1 protein-coding gene is annotated in these 543 nt (G+C 82.0%); it reads right to left on the reverse strand.

Annotated elements, in window-relative coordinates; all coding sequences use genetic code 11:
- Positions 1 to 101 precede the first annotated feature (101 nt).
- Positions 102 to 543 (reverse strand): CDP-alcohol phosphatidyltransferase family protein (locus tag IE330_RS38580; protein ID WP_190140829.1); only part of this gene is annotated, 442 nt, incomplete at its 5' end.

Below are 543 nucleotides of genomic sequence, written 5' to 3' on the forward strand. Positions count from 1 at the left end.
GGCGACGGCGACGCCGCCCGCGCCGAGCACCCCGGCCACCACCGGCACGGCCCGCGCCGCGGCCTCGCCCGCGAGGAGCGTCGCGACCGTCGTACCGCCGCTCATCGGGGACCCAGCTCCCCCCACAGGCGCCCGCAGCGGACGGCCGCCGTCAGCGCGCCGCCCGCCGCGAGCACCGCGAGCACCGGCACCGCCCAGCCGGACGCGGCGGCCACCACGACCAGGGCGCAGCGCTCCGTCTTGCCCACCGGGCCGCCGTTCAGGCGCGGGGCGCCCGCCGCCGCGCCCGCCAGGGAGACCCAGGACGGCAGCGTCGCCGCGAGGGCGGCCGTCGCCACCAGCCACAGCGGAGCCAGGGCCAGGAACCCCGCGAGCGCCGCCAAGTCGGCCGCGCGGTCGCCGAGTTCGTTGAGCAGGGCGCCGCGCCGCGTCGTGCGGCCCGTGTCCCGGGCCAGCGCGCCGTCCAGGTTCGCGCACGCGAGGCGCGCCGCGAGCAGCATCGCCACCGTGAGCGCGGCCGCCGGGGCGGGCAGCCACGCGAGG

Origin of the sequence: Streptomyces longispororuber, assembly GCF_014656095.1 — a bacterium.
Classification (GTDB): Bacteria; Actinomycetota; Actinomycetes; order Streptomycetales; family Streptomycetaceae; genus Streptomyces; species Streptomyces longispororuber.